Source organism: Leptospira paudalimensis (assembly GCF_026151345.1).
Lineage (GTDB): Bacteria > Spirochaetota > Leptospiria > Leptospirales > Leptospiraceae > Leptospira_A > Leptospira_A paudalimensis.
The window spans coordinates 2,321,760-2,346,040 of record NZ_JAMQPR010000001.1 but is presented as its reverse complement, the minus strand read 5'-3'; the positions used below and the strand labels follow the sequence as shown (position 1 = coordinate 2,346,040).

23 protein-coding genes and 1 tRNA gene are annotated in these 24,281 nt (G+C 37.8%); 12 read left to right on the top strand and 12 right to left on the bottom strand.

Features of this window, described 5'->3' with window-relative positions; genetic code table 11:
* Positions 1 to 25: 25 nt before the first annotated feature.
* Positions 26 to 1,009 carry a malate dehydrogenase gene (locus tag ND855_RS10915; RefSeq protein ID WP_100727610.1) on the top strand — a complete coding sequence of 328 codons (984 nt, stop codon included), beginning with the start codon at positions 26 to 28 and terminating at the stop codon, positions 1,007 to 1,009.
* A 158-nt stretch (positions 1,010 to 1,167) separates the two neighbouring features.
* Here ND855_RS10915 and ND855_RS10910 read toward each other — a convergent pair whose 3' ends face one another.
* The gene (locus ND855_RS10910) at positions 1,168 to 2,022 is read right to left on the bottom strand and encodes an alpha/beta fold hydrolase (protein WP_265358361.1); all 855 of its coding nucleotides are present in this window, start codon (positions 2,020 to 2,022) and stop codon (positions 1,168 to 1,170) included.
* 123 nt (positions 2,023 to 2,145) lie between these two features.
* Here ND855_RS10910 and ND855_RS10905 point away from each other — a divergent pair, with 123 nt between their 5' ends.
* A complete protein-coding gene (locus ND855_RS10905) occupies positions 2,146 to 2,622 on the top strand; it encodes a MarR family winged helix-turn-helix transcriptional regulator (RefSeq protein ID WP_265358360.1) in 477 nt (158 codons plus the stop codon).
* On the opposite strand, the gene prmC is transcribed toward ND855_RS10905, so the two are convergent.
* The 7 genes from prmC to fusA form a co-directional block, all read right to left on the bottom strand.
* Positions 2,549 to 3,436 (bottom strand): peptide chain release factor N(5)-glutamine methyltransferase, encoded by an 888-nt coding sequence (prmC, locus tag ND855_RS10900; protein ID WP_265358359.1) that lies wholly within the window; start codon positions 3,434 to 3,436, stop codon positions 2,549 to 2,551. The genes ND855_RS10905 and prmC overlap by 74 nt on opposite strands.
* Before the next feature lie 6 nt (positions 3,437 to 3,442).
* Positions 3,443 to 3,515 (bottom strand) — tRNA-Arg (locus ND855_RS10895).
* 2 nt (positions 3,516 to 3,517) lie between these two features.
* Positions 3,518 to 4,150, bottom strand: a complete 633-nt coding sequence (locus ND855_RS10890) for a Crp/Fnr family transcriptional regulator (protein WP_039928954.1) — start codon at positions 4,148 to 4,150, stop codon at positions 3,518 to 3,520.
* An 11-nt stretch (positions 4,151 to 4,161) separates the two neighbouring features.
* Positions 4,162 to 5,214, bottom strand: coding sequence for a tetratricopeptide repeat protein (locus ND855_RS10885; RefSeq protein WP_265358358.1), 1,053 nt, complete (start codon positions 5,212 to 5,214; stop codon positions 4,162 to 4,164).
* A 24-nt stretch (positions 5,215 to 5,238) separates the two neighbouring features.
* Positions 5,239 to 6,468, bottom strand: a complete 1,230-nt coding sequence (locus ND855_RS10880) for an amidohydrolase family protein (RefSeq protein ID WP_265358357.1) — start codon at positions 6,466 to 6,468, stop codon at positions 5,239 to 5,241.
* Complete coding sequence (locus ND855_RS10875; RefSeq protein WP_265358356.1) at positions 6,465 to 7,118, bottom strand: LIC_10271 family cell wall hydrolase; 654 nt, start codon at positions 7,116 to 7,118, stop codon at positions 6,465 to 6,467. Before ND855_RS10875 ends, ND855_RS10880 begins: the two co-directional genes overlap by 4 nt.
* Positions 7,119 to 7,219: 101 nt before the next feature.
* On the bottom strand, positions 7,220 to 9,340 hold the full coding sequence (gene fusA, locus ND855_RS10870; protein ID WP_265358355.1) for an elongation factor G: 2,121 nt from the start codon (positions 9,338 to 9,340) through the stop codon (positions 7,220 to 7,222).
* 126 nt (positions 9,341 to 9,466) lie between these two features.
* Between fusA and ND855_RS10865 the strand changes: the two genes are divergently transcribed.
* From ND855_RS10865 to ND855_RS10845, 5 genes are read left to right on the top strand one after another with little or no spacing between them, the layout of a single operon-like run.
* Positions 9,467 to 10,993 carry a TrkH family potassium uptake protein gene (locus tag ND855_RS10865; RefSeq protein WP_265358354.1) on the top strand — a complete coding sequence of 509 codons (1,527 nt, stop codon included), beginning with the start codon at positions 9,467 to 9,469 and terminating at the stop codon, positions 10,991 to 10,993.
* A gap of 60 nt (positions 10,994 to 11,053) precedes the next feature.
* Positions 11,054 to 12,067 (top strand): hypothetical protein, encoded by a 1,014-nt coding sequence (locus ND855_RS10860; RefSeq protein WP_265358353.1) that lies wholly within the window; start codon positions 11,054 to 11,056, stop codon positions 12,065 to 12,067.
* The gene (locus tag ND855_RS10855) at positions 12,064 to 12,963 is read left to right on the top strand and encodes a decaprenyl-phosphate phosphoribosyltransferase (RefSeq protein WP_135591428.1); all 900 of its coding nucleotides are present in this window, start codon (positions 12,064 to 12,066) and stop codon (positions 12,961 to 12,963) included. The genes ND855_RS10860 and ND855_RS10855 overlap by 4 nt, the downstream gene beginning before the upstream one ends.
* Before the next feature lie 2 nt (positions 12,964 to 12,965).
* Positions 12,966 to 13,475, top strand: coding sequence for a TlpA family protein disulfide reductase (locus ND855_RS10850; protein WP_265358352.1), 510 nt, complete (start codon positions 12,966 to 12,968; stop codon positions 13,473 to 13,475).
* A 17-nt stretch (positions 13,476 to 13,492) separates the two neighbouring features.
* Entirely contained in the window at positions 13,493 to 14,266 is a 774-nt protein-coding gene (locus tag ND855_RS10845; protein ID WP_265358351.1) for a hypothetical protein, read from the top strand.
* A 28-nt stretch (positions 14,267 to 14,294) separates the two neighbouring features.
* Here ND855_RS10845 and ND855_RS10840 read toward each other — a convergent pair whose 3' ends face one another.
* Complete coding sequence (locus ND855_RS10840; protein ID WP_265358350.1) at positions 14,295 to 15,161, bottom strand: hypothetical protein; 867 nt, start codon at positions 15,159 to 15,161, stop codon at positions 14,295 to 14,297.
* A gap of 57 nt (positions 15,162 to 15,218) precedes the next feature.
* Here ND855_RS10840 and ND855_RS10835 point away from each other — a divergent pair, with 57 nt between their 5' ends.
* The 5 genes from ND855_RS10835 (at position 15,219) to hemH (ending at position 20,722) form a co-directional block, all read left to right on the top strand.
* On the top strand, positions 15,219 to 15,767 hold the full coding sequence (locus tag ND855_RS10835; protein ID WP_108958097.1) for a polyhydroxyalkanoate synthesis regulator DNA-binding domain-containing protein: 549 nt from the start codon (positions 15,219 to 15,221) through the stop codon (positions 15,765 to 15,767).
* Between the two features lie 41 nt (positions 15,768 to 15,808).
* Entirely contained in the window at positions 15,809 to 16,693 is an 885-nt protein-coding gene (locus ND855_RS10830) for a HEAT repeat domain-containing protein (RefSeq protein WP_265358349.1), read from the top strand.
* 66 nt (positions 16,694 to 16,759) lie between these two features.
* A complete protein-coding gene (gene cysK, locus ND855_RS10825; protein ID WP_108958099.1) occupies positions 16,760 to 17,674 on the top strand; it encodes a cysteine synthase A in 915 nt (304 codons plus the stop codon).
* A gap of 68 nt (positions 17,675 to 17,742) precedes the next feature.
* Positions 17,743 to 19,644, top strand: a complete 1,902-nt coding sequence (gene topA, locus ND855_RS10820; protein ID WP_407658748.1) for a type I DNA topoisomerase — start codon at positions 17,743 to 17,745, stop codon at positions 19,642 to 19,644.
* Positions 19,634 to 20,722 (top strand): ferrochelatase, encoded by a 1,089-nt coding sequence (gene hemH / locus ND855_RS10815; RefSeq protein ID WP_265359385.1) that lies wholly within the window; start codon positions 19,634 to 19,636, stop codon positions 20,720 to 20,722. Before topA ends, hemH begins: the two co-directional genes overlap by 11 nt.
* Here the strand turns inward: hemH and ND855_RS10810 are convergent.
* From ND855_RS10810 to ND855_RS10800, 3 genes are read right to left on the bottom strand one after another with little or no spacing between them, the layout of a single operon-like run.
* The gene (locus ND855_RS10810) at positions 20,696 to 21,904 is read right to left on the bottom strand and encodes an NAD(P)-binding protein (RefSeq protein WP_265358348.1); all 1,209 of its coding nucleotides are present in this window, start codon (positions 21,902 to 21,904) and stop codon (positions 20,696 to 20,698) included. The genes hemH and ND855_RS10810 overlap by 27 nt on opposite strands.
* A complete protein-coding gene (gene hemN / locus ND855_RS10805; protein WP_265358347.1) occupies positions 21,901 to 23,241 on the bottom strand; it encodes an oxygen-independent coproporphyrinogen III oxidase in 1,341 nt (446 codons plus the stop codon). The genes ND855_RS10810 and hemN overlap by 4 nt, the downstream gene beginning before the upstream one ends.
* Positions 23,238 to 24,281: a uroporphyrinogen decarboxylase family protein gene (locus ND855_RS10800; RefSeq protein ID WP_265358346.1), complete on the bottom strand. Its 1,044-nt coding sequence runs from the start codon at positions 24,279 to 24,281 to the stop codon at positions 23,238 to 23,240. Before ND855_RS10800 ends, hemN begins: the two co-directional genes overlap by 4 nt.

Here is a 24,281-nt window from a genome sequence, read left to right as displayed (position 1 = left end):
TTATAAACCAAAAAGGAAAAATTATATGAGCAAAAAAGTAAAAGTTGCTGTAACAGGTGCTGCCGGACAAATCGGATACGCACTCTTATTTCGTATCGCTTCAGGACAAATGTTTGGACCTGACACAGCTGTCGAACTCCAGTTATTAGAATTGGAACAAGCGCTCCCTGCAGCGAAAGGTGTCATCATGGAATTGGATGACTGTGCGTTCCCATTACTCGAAAAAGTATCAGTGACTTCTAACTTAGATGAAGCATTCCGTGATATCAATTGGGCACTTCTTGTAGGATCAGTTCCAAGAAAAGCTGGAATGGAACGTGGTGACCTTCTCAAAATCAATGGCGGTATTTTTACAACTCAAGGGAAAGCGATCGAAAAAAATGCAGCAAGTGATGTAAGAGTTCTTGTTGTAGGTAACCCTTGTAACACAAACGCACTCATTGCAATGAATAATGCAAAAGGTGTTCCGTCTGACAGATGGTTTGCGATGACAGGTCTTGATGAAAACCGTGCAAAAACTCAATTGGCACAAAAAGCAGGAGTTCTTGTAAAAGATGTTAGCAATGTTGCGATTTGGGGTAACCACTCTGCGACCCAATACCCAGACTTTTATAATGCAAAAATCAAAGGAAAACCAGCAACAGATCTGATCAGCGACGAAGCTTGGTTAAAGGGTGATTTTATCTCTACTGTGCAAAAACGTGGAGCTGCGATCATTGCTGCAAGAGGAGCTTCTTCCGCTGCTTCTGCTGCCAATGCAGTTGTCGACACTGTGCATAACATTGTGACTCCAACTAAACCTGGAGATTGGTTCAGTGCCGCTTGCCATTCCAATGGTGAGTATGGTGTAGACAAAGGTCTTATCTTTGGATACCCACTCAAATCTGATGGAAAAAAAGTAGAGATCGTAACAGGTCTTGAGATCAATGCTTTCGGTAAGGAAAAATTTGATATCACTCACAATGAATTAAAAGAAGAAAGAAACGAAGTAAAAGATATGTTAGGTTAATACCAAAAACAGATTTTTCCCTACAGAGTTGTTTTGTAGGGATTCTTTCTGACTTGGAAGCCCACTTGGTGAAATATTGCCAGTGGGCTTTTTTTATGATTGTTTGGTGTAAGAGTTTTGGTATACCCAAAAAACAGATTACCGTAGTTCCAATCCCTTCATTCCGAATCCATAACTTTCATAAATTGATTTGGGTCTTCGAAAAATGGCAAATGGCCGCAATGGTCGAGAACGGATCGTTTCACATCTGGAAATCTTTCGATGATTGTATCCCATGTATAATAAGGAGCCACTTGGAAATCATACTTTCCTAATATGAGTTTGGTTGGATGTTTTAAATTTGGTAAAATGGTTTCGACATTGATCTCTACAAAAACTTTTCCAAACAAATAATCAAACGCTAGTTTGTTGGTTTTGATCCCTTCCCATAGATGAGTGGAATCCATTTTTAAATCATAAAATCCTAATGCATCCTGGCTCACACAATACAAATTGAAAAAGTTTGGAAGGCCTTCAGGGTGAGACTCAATTTGGTTTTGGAAATTGGTTTGGAGTTGTCTGTGTTTTTCTTTTCTTTCTTCACTTGCGAAAGTTGCAAAGTAAGTTTCCCGTTCCGAGAGCGGAGCTCCATGGTTAGGGCCCGTTGCTACCATGACGAGTTTAGAAACACAGTCTGGGTATTTTTTTGCATAAGTCAGCGCCATGTAACCATGGCCTGAGTGGCCAAGAATCGTACAGGCTGGGATTTGGAGATGGTTTTGGAAAAAGTAAAAATCGTCCAACACGACATCCAAATTATACATGGATTCATTTTCGGGAGTCACTCCAATTCGCTTCGCAAATCCTCTTTGGTCCACGACAGTGATGTGATATTTGGATGCCATCTCCTCTGGGATCACCCTTGGGTAGTACAAAGCACTCCCGAGCCAATAAAGGTTTGGTCCTTTTGTACTGTTTTGTGCGATTAAAAAATCAAATCCATCTTTTTGGATTGTCTGATAGATCCATTCCATAACATTCCCTCCCACCAAATGTAGTGAGTATTCATTTTTTATATAGTTGCAATATACAACCATATAGTTGCTGTATGCAACTAAAAAACTTGTCAAAAACGATAATTAATTTAAATTAGGGGAATGAATGAAATTTTTTCCTATTTAGGCATTCACTTAAGTGAAACTTTACTCCAGATGCGAAAGTTTCTCTCAAATGAGTTTGAAACGAATCGAGTAGGGATGCGATTTGAAGAATGGATCCAACTGATTCCCCTAATGGAAAAGGAAAGTTTGAACCAAAAAACCTTAAGTGATCGATTGGCCAAAGATAAAACCACAATCTCTAGGTTAGTTGATGGTTGGGTAAAAAAAGGTTGGGTCAAACGAATCCAATCATCTGAAGACAAACGAAGTTTTAGTTTAAAATTAACAACAAAAGGGAAATCCGTTTGGGAGAAGGGAATTCCTGTTGTCAAAGAAGCAGATTTAGTATTTAAAAAAAATCTGAGTGAGGAAAATGAAAAAGAATTATTTGTAACTCTTTTTAAGATTCAAACTTCGATTCAGTTTTCAGAAACAAAAAACGTTCCTTTTGAGAACTATCCAAAATCTTCCTAGGGGAAACAAAACCCAAACTGATTGCCAAGTTTTCTAATTCTTGGATGTAAGTCGGATGGGTTTCCATCAAAAACCAACCACCTGGTTTTAATCGTCTTTTGACGGATTCAAATAAGTCTCGATGGAAAGAGAGGATATCGGAAACAAACAATGCTAGATGGGGTTCATATTCCAAAACATCAGGCATAATGTCTTTTTTTTCCGATTCTGGGATATAAGGAGGATTAGATACAATCACATCAAAACGGAATTCATTCGGAAGCGAATTGTCTAGATTCGAAACATAAAACTGAATATCTGTTAGTTTGTATTTTTCTGCGTTTGATTTACTGGTTTCGATTGCTTTTTCTGAAATATCAGATAACACAACAAAGTTTGGTTTTAGAAGTTGTGATAAACTAAGGCCAATACATCCACTTCCCGAACACAAATCCCATATTTGTATTCCATCAGGAAATTCATTGGTCAGTGTTTCTTTTTGTTTAAAAAGATAATCTACAAGTTCTTCCGTTTCTGGCCTTGGGATGAGAACATCTTCCGATACGAAGTATTCAAATTGGTGAAACCCTTTTTTCCCTGTGATGTAGGCTACTGGTTTTCGTTTGCTTCGTTCTACAATTCGCTCTCTATACAAATCGATCTCTTTTTGAGAAAGAGGCATTTCGAATTGGGAATAGAGTTTGATCCTAGGTAAACCAAGTAGGTCCGAGAGAAGCCATTCAGCATCGACACGAGGGTTTGGAATTTCCTTTTTTTCCAGAAATTCAGTGGAACGTTTGAGATAATAAAGTAAGGTTCCTGGTTGTTCCGCCATAATGTTTGCCCCCAACAGGATTCGAACCTGTGTCCCCAGTTTAGGAAACTAGTGCTCTATCCACCTGAGCTATGGGAGCTTTTACGTAGGTTTACGTTTCTGATTCACTATCCTTTGGAAATCGGAGATATTGTGAATAACAATTTTATCTGGGTAGAGGTCAAGTTTCCCAGTTTTTACATATTGCATGAGGACTTTTTGGACTTCTCCGACAGGTTGGGCACACCAATTGGCAATGTCATCTACTGTCGCAGATAGGATGATTTCGTTATAAACATCATTATTGTATTGTTTCTCGTATAACATCACAAAGACGTCACAAACTTTTCCCACGATGTCATCCATAAGAAGGATCATCAGTCGTCTTTTTTGGTCATAAATACGGAAGGAAAAAATATGTAATAATTTCATCGCAAGAGCAGGGTTTTTGGTCATGAGCATCTCAAAGTTTGCACGATTAAAATTGAGTGCTTTTACTTCCGTCACAGCAATGGCAGTAGCAGACCTTGGTTGTTCTTCCAAAATCGCCATCTCTCCCAAAATATCACCTGCTTCCAAGACATCCAAAGTTTTGATACTTGTACCTATGGTTTTTGTGATTTTGACTTTTCCTTCTTTGATGAGGTAAAAATCGTTACCAGGTTCGTATTCACAAAATAAAACTTCGTTTGGTTGGAACACCTTTCCAAATTTACCAAACATAGCTTCTAACATTTGGTCGTTCACTATCTACCTCCTTTGAGTTTGGATTTGGCATCTTCGGAGATACTGTCATCCATAGGAGGCATTTGTGTTACCTTTTGGAACAATTGTTTGGCTTTTTCTTTGTCCCCTGAGGCTTCTGTTGCGAGAGCCAAATGGTAAAGGTTTTCTTTGAGCAGTAGTCCTTTTGGGTAACGTTTGATGAAATTGGAGAAATGAGAAATGGCACTTGGGTAATCTTTTGCTTTAAAACTAGATTTTCCCATATAAAAAAGAGAATTTTCAACAAATTGTTCTTCTTCTTGGGTCACTGAATCTGTTCTGTCAGAAACTGTTTTAAACATATCAATGGCTTCTGCATACTTTCCTGCATTCATGAGAGTTGATGCTTTGTCATATTGAGAAAGGATAGAATTTGGATCCACACTGGATGTTGTGTTTGAAGCGGGTACTGCCATCGTTTTTAACATCTCTTGGAGTTTTCCTGTTTGCGATCCAGGTTCGGGTTTGTAAACTAACTCTTGTATGGTGAGAGGGAATGGTGTTTTTTTGCGAGCTAAGTCTAAAAGTTGTTTGGCTCGGTCTAAGTACATTCCGTCCGGATAATGTTGGATGTATTTCTCAAATGCATACGCTGCATGGTCAAAGTTGCCATTTTTATAAAAAACTTCTGCAACGTTCATGAGTTCAAACGCAGGGTTCTTTGCTTCCCCTTGTCCGAGGATTTCCCTAACCTGTCTGTGTACTTGTCTCAATTGGCTTGAAAACACTTTGAGCATTTTGATGATGAGATGAGTTTTGTCTGAGACAAATTTTTCGAATTCAGGCACTTTGAAGACAAGAACCGTTGCAGCTCCAATCACTTGTGCTGTTTCTTCCCTAGGGTAACGACCAATGGCACTCTTCACTCCAAAAAACTCACCGAGTTTTACATCCTCTTTGAGTTCCACTCCATTGATATTCGTGTAAGTTAGTACAACTCGGCCTTTTTGTAGTACAAAGATATCCTCTGCCTTGTCTTTTTCAAAATAGACAATGGAACCACCTTTATAATTTCGTACGATAGGACCTGACACTCATGCCTCGCTTGCGCTTCATTTTTAAAAATTAGGTAAAAAAGCCAAACTCTTTTTGTAACCGACACTGTCAGAAACTTGTTTCATGAGTTTTTTTGGTGAACCCGCAACCAACTTGTTTTTTCCTTCGATCGAAATTTCTTCTGTACCCAATCCAAACTCTTGGAAGAGTGACAAAAATTCAAGTGATCCATAAATAGGATAACCATCGATGACAACCAAATCAATGTGTTTCCAATGAAGTTCCGATAGATTTAACTCAGAAGTTTTTTTCTCATCACTGATCACTACAAAATCACAATTTAAACCAGGCATAAGCGCATTTGGATTTCCCATCCGAAAGGCTTTTCTTGGATTTTCTGTTACCATTTTTAATAAAGTTTCTTCTGGCAGTTCCTCGCCGTATAATCCAAAATAAATGGATTTTGCAGTTTTTAACTCTTCCAATAAATGATTGGATCCACTGGGGGAAGAATCTGTCCCCAAACAAACGTTAACTCCTCTTTCTAAAAAGAGTTTGATGTTTGTAGTTTTTCCGAAGATGTGAAGGTTTGAAGTAGGGCACCAAACTATGGATGCTCCTTTTTCTGCAATTTTATCAGCTTCTTTTGCTCCAAATGGCAAACAATGAACCAGGACTGAATGTGGACCAAGTGCATCCATTTTTTCTAACATACGAAGTGATTGTTTTGAATCATCATCTAATCCTTCTGCTAAATGAGTCACAAAAGGAAGGTTAGCGTGTTCTGCCATTCGGTATTCTAATGCAGGGCCTTCTCCCCAATCCAAACTATAGTTCCCAACCGAATGTGCTAAGGTATAATCCGATATCAATTTGACAGGTAAAATTCCTCGAAAGGGATTTTGCACAAAATGAGGAATGTGATCAAATACAGATGTCACACCTGCAAATAAGTTTTTGTAAGCACCAAGGTAATATAAAATTTCCGGATCAATTTGTTGGCGTTCTGCGAATACTCCTGAACTTTTATACAAATTATCATAAGATAACCAGGAAAGGTGTTTTTCTGTTCCACCTACTTTTGGTAGGTAACTCGCTAGTAAATGGTCATGAGAATTGATAAATCCAGGATACAGTTTTTTGCCATGTAAGGAAAGAGTGAACATATCCTTGTTAGGTGTGATGGAGTCTTCGATACTTGTGATTTTTTCACCCGTAAATAAAAGATCTTTTGATTCCATTTTTCCATTTCGGAATAGGGATGCAGATTGTAATAAAATAGGTCGGGTCATTCAAATCCCCTTTGTAAGATAAGTTCAGGATTCAAATTGGTTTTGTTTTGGTTGAGTTGGAAATACAATCCTTTGTCTTTTGATAAGATTCCCAATCGATCTTTTGCATTCACTTGTTGGCCTTCAGTGACTTGGATCCTTTCTAAATTTCCGTAAACGGAATAAAGTCCGTTTTCATGTTCTAAAATCACAAAGTTTTCATACCCATCCATATAATCCACATGTACGACCTTTCCTGAAAAACTAGCACGGACAAGTGAAGAACCCCCTCTTTGGAATTGAATTCCTTTATAAGGGTCATATGTAAGTTCAGAAAACTTCTTTTGTATTTTTTCTTTTTGTACAAGAGGGAAGGTGATTTTTTCTTTTATCTTTGTTTCAGACGAAATGGATTTGGTTTCCCTATCTTTTGGGATTCGTAATTTTTCATTTTCGAACAAATTTTCGGAAGTGGTCCTTCCATTTAACTTTGCCAAAGTTTCGGCTGGAACATTCATTTTACGAGCGATTCCATACCAAGAATCACCTTTGACAACTCGGTACGTCAGTGGGTTTGTTTGGTTTGGAGTTTGTTTTTGGATTTGTTTGGAAAGGATGGGGAAGGCGATCAGTGCCAAACTAAAACATATTATGAAGCCTTGTTTTCGCATAATTCCCTAAGGCAAGTATCGACATGAAAAAGCGAGAGGGCAATAAAAAAGGCGGGAGAAACCCGCCTTTTCCAAAACCAAACAGAACCAAAAACGAAGTTTTATTCTTCGTCTTTGTTGTTGACTTTGTATTTTTTCATTAACTCTTCTGCTACGTTTCTTGGAACAGGAGCATACTTGGAGAATTCCATAGCGAACTCAGCTTTTCCTTGGGTAGAGGAGCGAAGCACTGTGGAGTATCCAAACATATCAGCAAGAGGAACTTCTGCTTCAATTTTAGCATAACCGTTCTCTTCTGTTGTGTTTAAGATCATACCACGTCTTTGGTTCACGGAAGCAAGGATCGCTCCTTGGAATTCTGTTGGTCCTTCTACTTCCACACGCATGATTGGCTCGAGGATGATGGGTGCTGCTTTTGAGAAACCTTGGCGGAATCCGTAACGAGCTCCAATTTGGAATGCCATATCAGATGAATCCACATCATGGTAAGCACCATCATTGATCACACAACGAACTCCGATGATAGGGAATCCAATGAGAGATCCTCTTTCTAAACAAGAACGGAAACCTTTATCACAAGATCCGATGTATTCGCGAGGGATGGAACCACCTACGATTTTATCTACGAATTCGTAGTCCTTTCCTTCTTCTTGTGGGATTGGTTCGATGTAACCAGCCACACGAGAGAACTGACCTTGACCACCCGTTTGTTTTTTATGAGTGTAATCAAATTCTGCCGATTTAGTGATGGTTTCACGATACGCCACCTGAGGAGCACCAGTCACAAGGTCCACACCATACTCACGTTTCATACGTTCGATGTATACTTCGAGGTGGAGTTCTCCCATCCCTTTGATGATGGTTTGACCAGACTCTTTATCAATTTCAGTTTGGAAGGTTGGGTCTTCTTTTGTGAAACGGTTAAGAGCTTTTGCAAGGTTTGGAAGTTGTTTTGACTCTTTACATTCAATTGTAAGTGAGATCACTGGATTTGGAACAAACATAGACTCCATAGTGAGTTTTGTTTTTCCATCAGTGAATGTATCCCCTGATGCACAATCGATACCAAATAGAGCAACGATATCACCTGCTTCCGCTTTGGAAATATCTTCCATTTCATTGGAGTGCATACGAACAAGACGACCAATGTTGTGGCGTTTGTTGTTAGATGAGTTATAGATCGTCATCCCTTTTTCGAGTCTACCTTGGTAAACACGAACGTATGTTAACTGACCGTAACGACCGTCTTCCAATTTGAAGGCAAGGCAAACGAGTGGTTTTTCTGGATCAGAATCCAAAATAAGTTCGTTTTCTTCGTTTCCAATTTCTTTTGCTGTGTTTTCCACATCATAAGGTGATGCGAGGTAGTCTGCTACTCCATCCAGAAGTCTTTGAACCCCTTTGTTTTTGAAGGCAGAACCCATAAATACAGGAACAAATTTAAGTGCAAGGACACCACGTCGAATCGCTTCTTTGACACGAGCTTCAGACGGAGTTCCTTCTAACATCTCTTCTGTGAGTTCATCACTAAAAAGAGACACTGCATCGAGAAGGGCTTCGCGTTTTTCGTTCGCTTGGTCCTTTAAATCATCGGGAATGTCAGTGATTTTGATATCTTGCCCGTTTGGACCTTCAAAATAATAAGCCTTCATTTCCACGAGGTCTACAATCCCTTTTAAGTCGTTTTCGAGTCCGATCGGAAGTTGTACTGCATGGGCATTGAGGTGGAGTTTTTCACGGAGTTGATCGATCACTCTCCATGGGTTTGCACCTGTTCTGTCGAGTTTGTTGATAAAGGCAACACGTGGAACGTTGTAACGTTTCATCTGGCGGTCAACTGTGATGGACTGAGATTGAACTCCCGCAACACCACAAAGAACCATAATTGCAGAGTCAAGGACACGAAGGGAACGTTCTACTTCAATTGTGAAGTCAACGTGGCCCGGAGTATCGATGATGTTGATTGTAATGTCTTTCCAAGTCGCATAGGTAGCTGCTGACTGGATCGTGATCCCTCTTTCTCGTTCGAGGTCCATACTGTCCATAGTAGCACCCACACCGTCTTTTCCACGTACTTCGTGGATGGCATGAATTTTGTTCGTATAAAATAAGATACGTTCTGTTAGGGTTGTTTTCCCTGAGTCAATGTGTGCGGAAATCCCGATATTACGGATTCTTTCCAATTTTGGATCACGTTTGGTTGCTTGCGTCGCAGAGGTCATATTTTCCTCAAAAATAAGGTTAAAGTTGAATTGATTCTACCAAAATCTGAAATGGACTGCGTTTGTAAAGTACTTGGGATTTTTGGTTAGCGGGAAAATCCTGGAGAAAGTAGAGAATAGGGAAATATGCCACTTGCTCGTTTCAAACGATTTTTTCGTACTTTGTCTTTTGCCCGAGTGGTGTGTCTTGGTTTTTTTGCCGCCATCTTACTTGGGTCGTTTGGCTTGTACATTTCGGAAGAAGGTGAGTTGTCATTTGTCGATAGTCTCTATCTCTCCGCCTCGTCTATTTGTGTGACCGGTTTGTCACCCATCCCGCTTTCGGGTCTGAACCCTTCCACTCATTGGATCATGTTATTCCTCATCCAATTGGGGGGACTTGGGATCATCAGTTTTACTGTGATTGTTGGGTTTCTCATCACCAAAGGGATTTCTAGGAATGCTCGTTTTAATGCCTTTGTTGGTGCTGCCATTGACACGCAAACCGAAACAGAATCACTTGCCACCAATGAAGTGAACCGGATTTTACTTTCCATTATCAATATTTCTTTTTCGATCGAAATCCTTGGAGCCATTGGTTTGTATCTCCATATGCCAGAAGGAGTGGAAGGGGAGAATACCCGTTGGTTTTTTTCCCTCTTTACCGCAGTTTCTTCTTTCAATAACGCAGGTTTTTCGATCACAGATGACCTAAGTGCTTTACGATTGGATCCTTTTTCCCTATATATCGTTTCGGGGCTTGTGATTTTCGGAGGGATTGGATTTCCTGTCATCATCCTACTCGAAAAAGTCTTACTCACGATCTTTGTGAGAATTGTTTACCGCATTGAAGTGGTCGCTGAGACCCTTATGATGGAAAAAGCTTTAAAAACAGGGAATGTCCCTCGTTTTTTATTATTACCTGCACAGTTTTCTGCTATTTTAGAAAATCGAATTGAAGAATACAACAAACACTTACGGGGAGAAACCACGCGGATCCAATCCAAACTTTTGGTGTATGGGTCTTTTGCTCTCTTGTTATTTGGATTCCTTGGAATTTATTTCTTAGAAAGGAGTAACCCTCATACCTTTCATGGCATGGAACTAGTCGATAAAATTTCCAATGCATTTTTTATGTCTGTTTGTTCCAGAACGGCTGGTTTTTCGACAATGGACCTTGGTCATTTGAATGATGCTACTGTGATCATCATCACCGTACTCATGTTTATTGGTGGGGGTCCACAAGGAACTGCTGGTGGTATCAAAATCACAACTTTTGTTCTATTACTTGCCTATTTAAAAAATGTCATCCAACCTTCCAAGCCTGTGATGTTATTTGGTGAAACTGTTTCTAAAAATTCAGTGGCTGTGGCAATTCGGGTTTATTTTTTAGCAACAGTATCCTTGGCATTTGTATTCATATTGCTTGGGATTTTAGACCAAAACCAACACTCTCTCCATGTTATCTTTTTTGAATTGATTTCTTCGTTTTCCACAGTGGGTTATAGTTTGAACCTGACTTCCCAATTAGGGGATATCGAGAAATTATTTTATGCTGCCGTAATGTATGTGGGTAGGGTGGGAATTTTTACGGTTCTCATCGCAGCGACAGGCCATTCGGGAGTCCCCAAAATGGGTACCATCGACGACGGTGTAAAAATCCAAGTCGGGTAAAATGGATAGAAAAATCAGTTTTAGTAAATTTAGGCACAATCAGGATTGGTAGTTGTGAAAATGTCAGTGAAAGAGTTATTACTCTCCTATTGGAAATCTCCCGTTCTTAGTTCAGAAGAAGAGAAACTAGAAGTTCTTAAAAAAGAAAAAAAACAAAAACTGGGACAAATCGAATCTCGGTTGGAGTCACTTGAGATATTGATATCGAATGATAAACTCGCAGATGCAAATATTTTATTAAAATACGTTGTGTACGATTTGGTAAACTATTACCAAAGTTTAAATGGCAAAAAAGAAATTCCAAAAGACAGTGACTTGTCTTCTTTTCAATTGCCAGAAACAAAATCAAAAGCATTTCAGTTTTTAAAAAACTTCAACCACCAAGTAGATATTACTGAAGCTAAGATAAACGAAATGTTTGATGGCTGTTTATTGACTTATAACTTTTTAATTGATGAATCAAAATCATTATTCCGTTCCAAAATGGAAACGAAGTTTGATCGATTCAAACAGATTCGAAAAATTCGTATCATTTCTGTAACATCGATTTTGCTTTTATCACTCATTTCTGTTTTATATTACCAATATAAATTTCCAGTTTTGAAAGACCAAACCATCAAAATGTATACATTTGTGGATAAAGAACACCCACAAACTTCGGAATCAATGATGGTTTCTTTACCTGTTTCGAAAACTGGGGTTGGTGTTTGGAATGAGTATGTATTTACACTTCCTGAAACAATGAATCAATTTGGCGGACTCAGGATTGATCCTTTGGAACAAAGAGGAATTCGTTTTGTTTTGGATGATCTACAGATACTGGATACAAACGGCAAAGTTTTGTATTCTAAAAAAATCACTGTAAGCCAAAGTTTATTGCCAGAAGATTACCAAGACTTCTTAGAAATTAGTGATATCAAAACCGCTGGGAAACAATTACCAGGTGAGTTAGTCGAAATGATTTCCACTGGTAGAGATCCAAAAATTCTTCTAGTGTTTCCTACATTAGAGAATGCTAAAACAATCAAAGTCAAAATGAAATACATTGAAGCCCATAAAGTGAAGAAAAAATGATCTATTTATACATTAAACTCATGAGGATCCCTCAGTGGATCAAAAATATCATCCTGTTTGCTGGATTAATTTTTTCGAAACGAATTTTTGATGTACCTTCTTTTACAAAGGTATGTTTGGCATTTTTGTTTTTTTCACTTGTTGCAAGTTGCCAATATGTCTTTAACGATTTTTTAGACCAAAAGGAAGATGCAAAACACCCTGAAAAAAAACACCGTCCACTTGCTAGTGGGGATTTGGATTCTGGAATTGCTCTTGCCATAACAGGAGTTATTTTGCCTATCGCGTTGATAGGTTCTTATAAACTTTCACCTGTCTTCTTTTATTTAACTATTTTTTATCTATTATTCAATATGTTGTATAGTAAGGTATTAAAACACATTGTAATTTTAGATGTAATGAGTATCTCAATTGGGTTTGTACTTCGGGCCATCGCTGGTGCCATTGTCATCGGTGTTGAATTTTCTCATTGGTTATTACTCTGTACTTTTATGCTCGCTCTCTTTTGGGGATTTTCCAAACGGAGAGGGGAAATTAATATTCTGAAAACCGATGCTGGTAAACACCGAAAAATTTTGGAAGAATACTCAATTGAATTTTTAGATTTGATGATGGCTGTTGTAGCAACCTTAACACTTGTGAGTTATGTTATGTATACGGTGAGTCCCGATACCGCTAAAAGTTTAGGAACTCCTTATATGGTGTATACAGTCCCCATTGTTGTGTATGCGATCTTTCGTTCCCTTTATATCATTTACATCAAGAATATGGGGCATAACCCCACAAGAGCCATTCTCACCGATGTGAGTGTGCTCGTCTCTGGTGTCATTTGGCTTGTCCTCATCTTATTTTTGATGTTTGGGAACATATCGAGCCATCTGCCAGTCTACCAATAGAGATGAAAATTTGGAAACAGTTGCCTTATGGCTGGAAAGTGGTGTTTGCCTTTGTTTTCTTTTTTTCCGCAACCTTAGGATTTGCTTATTTTAAGGCTAGGGACACAAATCCATCCATTCCCATTGAGGCTCTAGCAACAACCCCAACGGAAGCAAGTTCCTGGAAAGGCCACCCCAAGGTGGTGTATTTCTGGGCAACTTGGTGTACTGTATGCAAAGCCTACACACCAATCCTTGAAGCCAATTTAAAATTTTTACCAAAAGAAACCATGTTTTTGTCTGTTTTGGAATCGGAAGATTCTGAAGAGACCAAAGAAATCCTCTCCCACCTTTCTTCAGAATCAACTTACCCGATTTACACTGCAGATTACCGAATGTTAAAAGAATGGAGGATTTCTGCTTACCCAACTACAATCTTTGTCAATGCCAATGGAAAAGTTGTTTTTGCAGACTCAGGAATTTTGAGTCCCATTGGATTTTGGATCCGTTCTTTTCTTTTGCGCTTTTTTTAAACTGTCGATGATCTAGTATGGACTCGAGCTTCAAACCCAAGCCACTTTTGAATAAGTCGGAACTCCGGCAAATCAAACGAAGTAAAACGAGGGTTGAAGGAAAAAAAGTCATCACCGATGACGTCAAAAAACTCAAATCACTTAAAGTCACACCGGAACTTAGTTTCCAAGAGTCGATTGATTACTACAAAGAACCCATTTGGATCGAATATTACATTCCAAAAGAATCTAGGTTTGCTTTTGAAACCAAATATCTATTTATCTTGTTAGTTGATCCTAAGACCACAGATGAAGAATGTGATTTAGCTAGAAAAGAAGCCCAAGAGAAAAATGAAATCGTAGATGTTTTTGGGTATATGGAATCCCATCCCGATTCTATACGTCTCATTGAAGATTCTTACCATTCCACCATGTCGATGCATGAAACCATCCACCATATTTATCGCAATTATAAAGAAACTGGTGCCACTGAAGATTTAAAAACTGCCTGTTACCTGACAGAGGCATTACTCAAATACGAACCAACCATTGCAGGGCTCACGTATTTTCGTGATTATAGTATCTATAATTTAAACTATTGGATACGAACGTTAAATCGATTGAAAATTGACTTTGCATTAGAAGATGCAACCGTATCCCTTCTCATCAAACGAAGGAACGAACTTTGGGAAATGGAAAATCGGGAAGAAGATGAAGACTTTGATTTGTTAGCTGCATTGTTTTTTGAGCAGGCTTTTCCAAACCGAGGAGCAGGTGAACTTTCGAGTGATGACATGTTATTATTTGAATGAATCACATCGTCATTTATTTTTTATACACTTAACTCACAAACCAACGAAATAAATCGATATGGTCTTTTGTGGATTGGAAAGTTTGATCTGCAGATAAAGTGGTGACTTCGTTTAGTTTCATGGAAACGGGGATTCGTTTTTCTTGGAAGGTAAACGTTAATTTGGATACGGATTTTACTGATTCTTTCCAATGTTTTTCTGTTACTTGTTCTTCTGTGAGTGGAAAACTATCCAAAAATACCTTCCAAAAATCCTTTCCATCGATGAGCACCTCTGAGATCCCACTGATCCCCATTTTTAAATCACGAAATAGATTTTCTCGGTTAAAATCTTTGATGCCGATCGACAAAAATGGTTTTTCTCTTTTGATTTTTTCTAAATTTGGGATCAACAACTTTGTATCTATTTTATCCCAATCCAATACTAAAAAATGACATGGACCAACTAACAATCTTTTGAGTAAAAATTCAGGATTGGATTCCGTAAAAACAGAATATCCAAGAGATTTTAAAACCCTCGAAATGTTTTGGTCGAGGATTTGATCTTTCGTACAAACAATCCAAGTTAATTTTTTTTCTGGCTCTGGGCGGAGAGGTAAAGTATGAATTTTCTGAAAAGGTTTATCCCATAAGAAGGAAACACCTGCGGATTTGTATTCCTCTTTTTCTTCCTTTGAAAATTGTCCGCATAAGATTGGTTCGATGCTCCAATCTAAAAGTTCTTTTGCTAAATCTGGACTTGGTTTGGAAAAAACTCTAACACAATCAGGGAAATCTTTCCAATTTTTACTTGTACATTCTTTCACTACGGACCCATTTACTTGTAACCAAGCAATCATAAGTTCTTTTTCCTGCTCTGGGAGTTGTGTCAAAACGGCTCCGAATAGTGAGTCCATACGATTGTATTTTAGTTGACCCCCTAGGCTTGAAAGTCATTTTAAAAAGCATCTCCGATGAAGCTCCTCAAGCGATACGCAAACCGTAGGCTCTATGATCCAGAAACAAGTTCCACCATCACCTTAGAAGATGTGGCAAAGATGATCATCGGTGGGGAAGAAATCAAAGTCCAAGACAACCTTTCTGGCGAAGACATTACACCCAAGATCCTTGGACAAACTTTTTTAAAGGTAAGCCTTGGCCAAAGGAACGAAGATTTTTCTAATTTTATGTTAACTTCTCTCATCCGAGAGACCGGCCGTGATATTTCTGGTCTGTTTGAACGTTTGGTTTTAGGTGGAATTGGAGCCAATTACCTTACCCGCGAACGGTTGGAAAGGATTGTCAATTCGATGGTGGAACTCGGGGAATTGAAGGAAGTGGACTTTAGCCTTTATAGAGAAGATTTACTCCGAAAGATGGCATCCCGCGCGAGTGAAAAAAAGGAACAAATCCAAAAGGATTTGGAAAAATTCAGCCAATCCATTTTGGAAGAAGACAAAGCAACCCTTGGCGACTTATCTGAAAAATTAAAAGAAGTCGCAGAAAAATTAAAAGAAAATTAGCCAAAATGAGTTAGAATGTCCTCCAATTTTAGGGGGAAGGAATGAAATTCCAAAATGTTCTACTATTCGTCTTTTTATGGAATGTAAGTGTATTTTCAGAACAAGATGAGGTCTTTTTTGAAACCCAAAGGAAACGACTTTCCTCTTCCGATATCTTCGAAATTCGTGATGCCATTGACCGATTAACATTTATTAAATCAAATCGAGGTTATAGGGATATACTTTCTGCCTTAGAGGGGACACCCAATTTCCCAACGAGTGAGAACAATGCCCCCGCGGTGAAATTTTATGCGGCAAAAGCTCTTGCGAAAAAAGGGGACAAAATTGCGATTCCTGTTCTCACCAAAACGTTTCAAAAAGAGTCGGCTTCCATCATCGAATACAACCCTCCAAAGGTAAGAAAAATCAGTGACGGTGTTGCCGATCGTCATTCTACATCGAGCCCGTACTTTTATGAAGATGGTGAAATTTCCATGGTATTGGCTTGTGGAGAGATGTTACGAGCGTTAGGTTCGCTCCCATCCACGGAATCCTCCGAACAAACGATAAAACAAGCATTGTCTCATCCTAATTTTTATATTCGAAGTTCTGCAGCCGATGCGATGTATGAATCCCATCGTAAGGAGTGGATCACTCCTCTTACGGATGGACTTGGGAAAGAACAGGTTCCCTATGCAAAAATCTCCATTTTATCGGCTATTGTGGGTTTAGAACGATTACCCAACCAAAATTTTAAAGCGGTGACAGAGATGTTATCCCATGAGGATCCAGAAGTAAGAAAAAAAGCCTCTCTAGCTTTACGCCGATTAGACCTTAGGATTGCAGCACCTTACCTAGAAAAGGCGATTCTTGTTGAAAATCACCCAAATGTTTTATCTCAAATGAAAGAAGATCATTCCTATCTACTTTCATTTCGTAGCCCCTAGACTTATTTCATTTCATTGTGGACAAATCTAGATTTTCTTTAAAAATGTGACTTAAACGGAGAAATTATGAAATTTAATAGTATTTTAGATGCCATTGGCAATACACCACATATCCGATTGTCTCGTTTGTTTGGAACTGATCACGAAGTCTATATGAAACTAGAAAGACAGAACCCAGGTGGATCGATTAAAGATCGAATCGCTCTTGCGATGATTGAAGATGCCGAAAAATCAGGGAAACTTAAAAAAGATTCCATTATTGTGGAGCCAACATCTGGAAATACTGGGATTGGTCTTGCTATGGTTGCAGCTGTGAAAGGTTATGCGATTACTCTAGTAATGCCAGAACATATGTCAGTTGAAAGACGCCGGATTATGGCAGCATACGGCGCTAAGTTTGAACTCACTCCAAGAGAAAAAGGAATGCCAGGTGCAATTGCAAAAGCACAAGAGATGGTAGCAGCCAATCCTAATGCTTGGATGCCGCAACAGTTTGAAAACGAAGCCAATATCCAAGTTCATAGAGAAAAAACAGCAGAAGAGATTGCAAAAGATTTTCCAGATGGTTTGGACTATATCATCACTGGAGTGGGCACAGGTGGGCATATTTCTGGTTGTGCAGAAAACTTAAAAAAACGTTTTCCTAAACTAAAGGTATTTGCGGTAGAACCAGAAGGTTCTCCTGTTCTCAGTGGTGGTAAACCAGGTCCACACCCTCTCCAAGGGATTGGTGCTGGTTTCATTCCTAAAAACTGTAAAACAGAATTACTCGATGGGATCATCACTGTTGGAAAAGAAGAGTCGTTCACAATGGCTGTTCTTGCTGCGAAAAAAGAAGGTATTTTTATTGGAACCTCTTCTGGTGCAAGCCTTGCTGCAGTTTCCAAAAAGCTAAAAGAAATTCCTGCAGGCTCCAAAGTGCTTACATTCTGCTATGATACAGGTGAAAGATATTTATCTGTGGAAGGACTGTTCGTTTAATTTTTGTTTGATGAGAATTTAAAATCACCAATTTAATTATTGTCGAATCTCCTACAAAAGCAACAACCATCAATTCTTATTTAGGTAAGGATTGGTTAGTTGTTGCAACAAAAGGGCACATCAAAGACCTTCCACCCAAATCGTATGGGGTGGACATCTCCAATTCTTTTGAACCTGAGTATGAATGGCTCAAAGGGAAAAAAAACCTCTTTGCCTCCATCGTTACACAAGCCAAAAAATGTTCCAAAATTTATATAGCAAGTGATCCAGACAGGGAAGGTGAGATTATCGCCAAACATTGTTTTGATGAATTGGCAAAATTAAAAAAACCAATCTACCGATTGCGTTTAAAAGAAATCACAAAAGTTGAATTAAACATCCAATTAGAGAAACAAACTGGACTCGACCAAGGAGAAATTGAATCTCAAATTGCAAGAAGAGTGATCGACCGAATTTTTGGTTTTGAAGTTTCTCCTGATTTATGGAAACAATTAAAAATACCAACATTATCAGCAGGAAGAGTTCAATCTACCGTTTTGCATTGGATATGTGATAGAGAAAAAGAAATACAAAACTTCTCAAAACAAACTTACTTTTTACTCAAACTTCAAGGAACTCTGAATAAACAAAGTTCCGAACTCAAATACCAGACAAAAGAAAAACTGAATCAAGAAGATGTAAATGCGATCGTAAAGGAACTCGGGATGATTTCCGAACCTTCTAAGTTGAAGGAACTTATTTTATCGAATATCAAAGTAAAACAATTCATTCGGAAACCTCCAAAAGCTTTCTCCACTGCTAGTTTACTTGAAGCGAGTTTTCGCTCTTTAAAATTTGATTCAAAAAAAACAATGAGAATTGCACAAAGTTTATTTGAAGGTAAAAAATTACAATCGGGAGAAACGGTTGGTCTGATTACCTACATGAGATCTGATAGCACTCGTGTTTCAGATTCAAAACGTCAGTTAGGTGAAAATTATCTAAAAAAACACTTCCCAAAACTTCTGTTAGAAGTGAGTGGAAAACAGTCCAAACAAAAAAAATTCTCACAAGACGCTCATGAAGCAGTCATCCCCATTAATCCCAATCTAACACCCCAGCAAATTCGAAATTATTTAACAATAGATGAATGGAAACTTTACCAATTGATATGGGAACGATTTTTGGTCTCTCTGATGAAACCAGAATCAGGTGAAGAAGTTGTGTATGAATTCCCAATCGGAAAACATCTATTCACTCATTCATTTGAAAGAATTTTTGATGGTGGTTTCAAAAACTTTCCGGATCCAATGATGGATAAAAAGAAAAGTACATTGGATGCAAAAATAGGAGATATTTTTTTCTACGAATCGTTTACGACTATAGAAAAGGAAACAGAACCACCGGAACGATATACCCAAGGTAAATTGATCCAAAAAATGGAAGATACGGGAGTGGGTCGTCCCTCCACTTACGCAAACATTCTTGAAACATTAAAACTAAGAAAGTACATTGTTGAGTACCAAAAAAACATAGGTCCTTCTGCTCTGGGAATGAAAGTGGATGGTTATTTGGATTTAAACTTTCATGATCTAATTGGTGAGTCATTTACAAAGGACTTAGAACAAGAATTGGACCAAATCACTGGGAACAAAAATTCAAGGGTGGAATTAATTTCAGCATTTTATGTGAAGTTAAAACAAATTTTAAAATCACCTAGGAAAAAATTTGAAACGTTTGTTTCTGAGTTGGAAACAAACAAAACGAATGAAAAATCTGTTTCTGAAAGTTCGGGGATCAAATCAAATCCTAACTCGAAAAAAAATAAGAACCAACATCTAACGAAGGAAAAGAGTCTAAATCTTACAGAGAAAAAAGTTTGCCCAAAATGTTCTGATGGGACCATCAAAACCAAATTAGGGAAAAATGGAAAAACCATTTATTTTTGTTCTCGTTACCCACACTGTGACTACATCACCTATGACAACTAATCATGATAAAACTTTGATCCTTGTGAATTTAGGAGGACCTCGAACTTCCTCTGAAATTGAAGTATTTTTAAGAGATTTATTTTCAGATCCATTTGTGTTTGATTTACCATTACCTGAATTTTTACGCATTCGATTGGCAAGGTTCATCGCAAAAAAACGAGCTCCCAAAGTACAACGAACTTATGAATCTATGGGTTTTGGTGGCGGTTCTCCTCTTGTTTCTGAAACAGAAAAACAAGCTAAGGTTTTGGAGTTAATTCTTAACCAACAAACGAATGTAAAATGGATGGTAAAAGTTTCCATGACGTGTGGATTTCCTAATATTAGAGAGGATGAGTTTACCAAACCGGATGAGAATACTTTGTATTTACCACTATATCCTCAATTCTCTAGGTCTACCGTATTATCGACACTGGCAATTTTAGAATCAAAGTTTGGTGAATGTCCTGTTGGCAGTGGTGGTTATATCCCACATTTTGGTTTGGTACCAAAGTTTCACCAAATTACAGCTAGGTTTATTTTTGAGTTTTTTACAAACCAATTAGAATCGAATGAATTTTTACATTACCCTAAAGAAACTCCGAATTGTGATTGGAAAGACTTAGAAATTATTTTTTCTGCACACGGTGTTCCTATGCGACTCATTCACAAGGGTGATCGTTATATGGAAGAAGTAGAAGTTTCAGTCCAAAGAATTTCTGAGGAATTAAGAAAATTTGGTTTTAGAGGTAATGTACATGTATCTTACCAAAGTAAAGTTGGACCTGCCAAATGGACTGAACCAAACACAATTCAAATGATCACGAAACTTTCCAAAGAAGGTAAACACATTGCCGTGTATCCAATTAGTTTTGTGAGTGATCATCTGGAAACTTTAGAAGAAATTGGCGAACAGTTTAAAGAACTGACTTTGGAAAATGGTGGAAATTCATTTGTTAGAATTCCTGCATTTGGTACTTACAAACCATTTATGGAATATTTAGCAGAACGAGTATTACTTGCCGATACAAAGGTAAATGAATGTATTTGTAAAAAAAATGGAGGAGAATCGTTAAAACATTGTCGATTCAAAAATTGACCTGAGACCAATTCCTTTTCTATAATTTCCATAAAATCTAATATTTTTCCCTTGGGATGACCAGTTTAATTCTAACTGGTCTAACACTTGGTTGAACTTATATAAATTTGCGTCATAGGCAGGGAAAACACCTTCCCAAGTTCTTCGGTAAACAGCTGTTGGTGGGTCCATTTTCTTTGAGATCAAATATCTATCTCTTTCTAAAATAGATTCAATCGTATCGTTGCCGTTTTTTACCTTTATATCTGGATAAATCCAAGTTTCCGAATGTAATTGATTTTGGACTCGGCCATCAAAAATATCTGAATTACACAAAACTCCTAACGCTTGAACACCTTCATTTTTGCCAAAAAGTATTCCGAAACATGGTTTTTTCGTAAGTTTTGTTTCACCAAACCTTGTGATGGTGGAAATCGTTAACAAATTTGGTTTTGTTTCGAATTTGATTTCTGAATCTAAAATGGATAATAACTTTTTTAGTGAGATACAAATTTTGACTGATCCATTTAGATTTTGAATTTCTTTCAAGTTTGAAAATGAAAATCCTGTTTTGATAGTGATTTTGGTTGCTAAGTAAGAAACCAAATGAGCGACTAGGTCTCCCATTCCATTGGGAAAGGAAACGGTTCCATATGTTTTCTTTTTGTTTTTTTTGATCTCTTTAAAAATGGTACTGTTTCCTCTACCATCCCATTTTGAAAATATCGTTTCGGGTTGTAATTCCGACAATCGAGTGCCGTAAATTCCACCTAAAGCAGGTTCTATGATGTTTTTTGTCACTGAGGGGCCAAACATTTGATTTCCCCAGTTTTCAAAATTTAGATTGGGATCAAATTTTAGTTTTTTGAGAAAAATCGAATACAGTAATTTTGTGCCTGCTAGGATTGAGATTGGAAACTGGGATAATTTTTGATTGTTCCAAAAATACCTTCGTTTTGATGCTTTTTTAGGGAAAACAGGTGAAAGTCCAATGTCATCTAACATGGATTTGATATCATCGGTCAAAAGGATTCCATTTGCAGCAAGTTCTACCAAACCTTCTGGTTTGTTCAATGTTCCTATCACTCCACCTAATGTATCTTTTTCTTCATACAGTGTGACAGAATTTCCTTTTTTTACTTGGTGGTATGCCATAAAGAGTCCAGTAATCCCACCACCTAAAATATGAACGTTTTCTTTCATATTGCTTTTGAGAAAACGGGTCCTGCTGGTTTATTGGATTGGAGTTTTTCATCAAACGCCATCGCTATGATTCTTAAAAATGGTTTTCCTATTTCAGATACCTTGAGAGTTTCTTGGTTCCATAAAACCAATTTGTCTTTTTCCATTTCCGATAAAAAATCTTTCGTATGGATGAACAGATCAGTTGGTACTTTTACTTCCCAAGAAGTCATCAGTTCTAAAATTAAATGTTTTCGCAAACGATCAGAATTGGAAAGTTTATGGCCCCTTAGGATTGGTAAATGATCGTCCAAAAGAGATTTCCTATACTTCATTTCCAGTTTGATATTTTGGAAAAATAAATTTGGTGTTTCAGAAATTGCAGAGGAACCGAGTCCGAGCAAAACATCGGTTTTGGAGTCACTATATCCCATAAAGTTTCTATGCAATTGTTTGGAATGGAAAGCTTTCCATAATTTATCATGAGGAAGAGCAAAATGGTCCATACCAATTTCTCTGTATCCTTCTTTTTCTAGGAGTGATCTTCCCATCTCATATAACTCGCGTTTGAGAGTTGGGTCTGGTAAATCTGCTTCTGTAAATAAACGTTGGGATGCTTTGATCCATGGTACATGGGCATACGAGTAAAAAGCAATTCGATCAGGTTTCAGTTCTAATGTTTTTTCCATTGTGTATAACATGGAGTTTAGCGATTGTTTGGGTAATCCATAAATCAAATCAAAGTTTACTGAATTAAATCCAAGTGATCTTGCCTCTAAGGTGATATTTTCAGTTAGTTCAAAAGGTTGAGTTCGGTTTACCAATCGTTGTACTTCCGGATCAAAATCTTGTACTCCCAAACTGATTCGTTTGAAACCTAAATTGTGTAAGAGTTTGAGTTGGGAAATTCGTGTTCTTCTTGGGTCGACTTCAATGGAATATTGTGGGTCTTTTGAGGAAGGTAATTGGTTTAAGATCGATTCGATTGTCGATTGTAAGTTGTAATCGGAAAGGTAAGTGGGGCTACCTCCACCTAAATGAAGTTCACTAAGTTCTTTCCCTTTTAAAGAAGGTACATTTTGTAAATAGAGTTGAAGTTCCGTTTTGATTGCTTTGACATAAGGTTCTTCGACAGTATGGTTTTTTGTAATTGATGTATTACAACCACAAAATGTACATAAAGTTTCACAAAATGGAATGTGAAGGTACATCGCGAGCTTTGATTCTTTTGGGAAAAGATGTGTTTCCAATGATTCGATACACTCTTCCACTGAAGGTGAATCGGTCCAGTAAGGAACAGTGGGATAACTTGTGTATCTTGGAGCAGGTGTATCGTATTTTTGAAGTAAGTGTTTCATGAGTTAAACACCTTTCTTGTTGTTTCGATGAGAAGATGAACTGATTCTTCTGGCGTGAATTGTAATACACCATGACCAAGCCCCGCAACCCAACCAACACGCTCTTTTGGGTCCAACTCTTTGATTGGTAAAAGGTATTCTTGGATTTTTTGTTTGAGAGTTGATTGGTCTGCAAATAATAACTCTTGGTCAAAATTACCCTGAATGAAACCTTTGCCACCAAATTCTTGTAATATGGTTGGGATAGAAAACCGGTGATCCACTCCGAAACCAACTAAGTTTTGAATGGAATGGATTTGCCTTATTTGTGATTCTGTTGAATTTTTGGCATAATAACCAATCTGATTTGGGAAGGATTTTGTTAGTTCCGTAATGGGTTCAGTGACATACCTTCGGAAATTAAACGGATCTAACATTCCAGCTGCGGTATCAAACATCATGACGACTTCTGCACCACCTTGCAGTTGTAATTCGATATTTCGTCTTAAGAGTGGTACAAGAATCGAATAAAATTGATCTACAAACTCTTGGTTTGTTTTGATAAACGATAAATTTCCGTCATGTTTTCCTATGCTTGCATAGGTCATAAGGGTAAAAGGACCACCTACGAATCCTATTAGAGAAACATCTTTTGGTAACACTTCTCTCGTTCGGATCACTGCTTCTTTTTGGAAATAAAGTCCTTCGATCGCTTCATCAACGGGTTTTAGTTTTTTAAGATCACTTAATGAGGTAAGTGAGAAGGATAATTTAGGGCCAGGATCATAAGTAAGACCCATACCAAGTGCTTCTAATGGAAAAAGTAAATCTGAAAATAAGATACTAACATCAAATCCAAATTCTTTTACAGGACCTAACGCTACTTCTGCAGCTAATTCAGGTTGTTTGCATAGTTCCATAAAACTATAGGATTCTTTGAGTTTACGATAATGAGAATGGTATCTCCCTGCTTGGCGCATAAACCAAATCGGAGGAGTGTTTTGTGGAACTAATTGGATCGCATTTGCAAAACGTTCGTTGTGGTATTTGGTTGTGATCAT

Bases quoted from the DNA above. Each gene is read 5' to 3' on its own strand.
- ND855_RS10915 (WP_100727610.1), top strand. From the start codon at position 26: ATGAGCAAAAAAGTAAAAGTTGCTGTAACAGGTGCTGCCGGACAAATC.
- ND855_RS10910 (WP_265358361.1), bottom strand. From the start codon at position 2,022: ATGGAATGGATCTATCAGACAATCCAAAAAGATGGATTTGATTTTTTA.
- ND855_RS10905 (WP_265358360.1), top strand. From the start codon at position 2,146: ATGAATGAAATTTTTTCCTATTTAGGCATTCACTTAAGTGAAACTTTA.
- prmC (WP_265358359.1), bottom strand. From the start codon at position 3,436: ATGGCGGAACAACCAGGAACCTTACTTTATTATCTCAAACGTTCCACT.
- ND855_RS10890 (WP_039928954.1), bottom strand. From the start codon at position 4,150: ATGTTAGAAGCTATGTTTGGTAAATTTGGAAAGGTGTTCCAACCAAAC.
- ND855_RS10880 (WP_265358357.1), bottom strand. From the start codon at position 6,468: ATGACCCGACCTATTTTATTACAATCTGCATCCCTATTCCGAAATGGA.
- ND855_RS10875 (WP_265358356.1), bottom strand. From the start codon at position 7,118: ATGCGAAAACAAGGCTTCATAATATGTTTTAGTTTGGCACTGATCGCC.
- fusA (WP_265358355.1), bottom strand. From the start codon at position 9,340: ATGACCTCTGCGACGCAAGCAACCAAACGTGATCCAAAATTGGAAAGA.
- ND855_RS10865 (WP_265358354.1), top strand. From the start codon at position 9,467: ATGCCACTTGCTCGTTTCAAACGATTTTTTCGTACTTTGTCTTTTGCC.
- ND855_RS10860 (WP_265358353.1), top strand. From the start codon at position 11,054: ATGTCAGTGAAAGAGTTATTACTCTCCTATTGGAAATCTCCCGTTCTT.
- ND855_RS10855 (WP_135591428.1), top strand. From the start codon at position 12,064: ATGATCTATTTATACATTAAACTCATGAGGATCCCTCAGTGGATCAAA.
- ND855_RS10850 (WP_265358352.1), top strand. From the start codon at position 12,966: ATGAAAATTTGGAAACAGTTGCCTTATGGCTGGAAAGTGGTGTTTGCC.
- ND855_RS10845 (WP_265358351.1), top strand. From the start codon at position 13,493: ATGGACTCGAGCTTCAAACCCAAGCCACTTTTGAATAAGTCGGAACTC.
- ND855_RS10840 (WP_265358350.1), bottom strand. From the start codon at position 15,161: ATGGACTCACTATTCGGAGCCGTTTTGACACAACTCCCAGAGCAGGAA.
- ND855_RS10835 (WP_108958097.1), top strand. From the start codon at position 15,219: ATGAAGCTCCTCAAGCGATACGCAAACCGTAGGCTCTATGATCCAGAA.
- ND855_RS10830 (WP_265358349.1), top strand. From the start codon at position 15,809: ATGAAATTCCAAAATGTTCTACTATTCGTCTTTTTATGGAATGTAAGT.
- cysK (WP_108958099.1), top strand. From the start codon at position 16,760: ATGAAATTTAATAGTATTTTAGATGCCATTGGCAATACACCACATATC.
- hemH (WP_265359385.1), top strand. From the start codon at position 19,634: ATGACAACTAATCATGATAAAACTTTGATCCTTGTGAATTTAGGAGGA.
- ND855_RS10810 (WP_265358348.1), bottom strand. From the start codon at position 21,904: ATGAAAGAAAACGTTCATATTTTAGGTGGTGGGATTACTGGACTCTTT.
- hemN (WP_265358347.1), bottom strand. From the start codon at position 23,241: ATGAAACACTTACTTCAAAAATACGATACACCTGCTCCAAGATACACA.
- ND855_RS10800 (WP_265358346.1), bottom strand. From the start codon at position 24,281: ATGATCACAACCAAATACCACAACGAACGTTTTGCAAATGCGATCCAA.